Here is a 986-nt window from a genome sequence, read left to right as displayed (position 1 = left end):
CTTTAAAATTTGGTTTTTTATCGCGTTGGTTACAATCAGATCTTTTGAATGTCATCGAGCAAGCAAAACAGCAACGTCAAAGTGACGCGGCATAAAAAGAAAACCTTGTCACGTAAGGACGGACAAGGCTTTCTCAAGCTCATCACCCTAAAGAGTGCACAATCCGTCCTATGACACAACGTTATAGGATTTAAAATGATGTGTTCTTTTAAGAATGCGCACGGTATCACACGTGCTGTGCCGGGGGTTGGCATGGGCGTTATGGACCCGTTGCCCTGCTCATGATGATAGGCTACCTAGCTTATCCCTTGCCAATGGACATGATGGGCGTCTTTTACTCTATTGTTATGCTGGCTGCTCTTTTAGAGAGATCATACAAGCGCTCATTAGAATTGGCTTGCTTGGAAAACAAGCTTATGATCAGACGCTTTCTTTATCCAAACAGTTTTGTGCTGATTTCAAACGAGCAAAAAAGAAAGCAGAGAGAGCAAAAGCAATTTGGCAACAATGCCAACCAATCAAAAATACTTTAGCAGAAACCTATTTACGCATGTGGGAAATCACATGTGAGTTGCCTACTGATTTACGCTTTCACGACAACTGTCCGCACCCATTAGGAATGACACTACCCGCGTTGGTGGCTCTTGTTAAGGGTGCTGACTCTTTTGCCATTCATAGAACCTTTTTACAAGCCAATGGATGCAAAACAGATCAAAGACCAGAAAAAGCCATGTTGGGATCTGTAACGGGTGGTGGGGTGCATTTAAGTCAAGCCAATCCCAAACATCTGGTCATTTGTGAGGGCATTGAAACCGGTCTGGCTCTGCTGTCTGGGTTGTTATCTGAGCCTGTGAATTTATGGGCGTCCCTTTCAACCCTATGAAAATGCAAAATAGATATAAAATATCCATTCTAATAGTACCTATTGAAGAAATAGTAAAAATACATTACATTAGAACTACTTTGTAACACATTAAGTGGTCGTA

General features: G+C 41.9%; 1 protein-coding gene and 1 pseudogene. Both read left to right on the top strand.

Features of this window, described 5'->3' with window-relative positions; translation table 11 throughout:
- A pseudogene (locus ACFIJ7_RS09625) lies at window positions 1-95 on the top strand (DNA-binding protein); the annotation flags it as partial.
- A gap of 137 nt (window positions 96-232) precedes the next feature.
- A complete protein-coding gene (locus ACFIJ7_RS09620; RefSeq protein ID WP_375645200.1) occupies window positions 233-883 on the top strand; it encodes a hypothetical protein in 651 nt (216 codons plus the stop codon).
- Window positions 884-986 lie beyond the last annotated feature (103 nt).

This window comes from Bartonella sp. MR100HLJHH (assembly GCF_042194215.1).
In the GTDB taxonomy this organism is placed as follows: domain Bacteria; phylum Pseudomonadota; class Alphaproteobacteria; order Rhizobiales; family Rhizobiaceae; genus Bartonella; species Bartonella grahamii.
The sequence above is the reverse complement of the archived record's forward strand: the minus strand, read 5'-3'. Positions and strand labels throughout refer to the sequence as shown.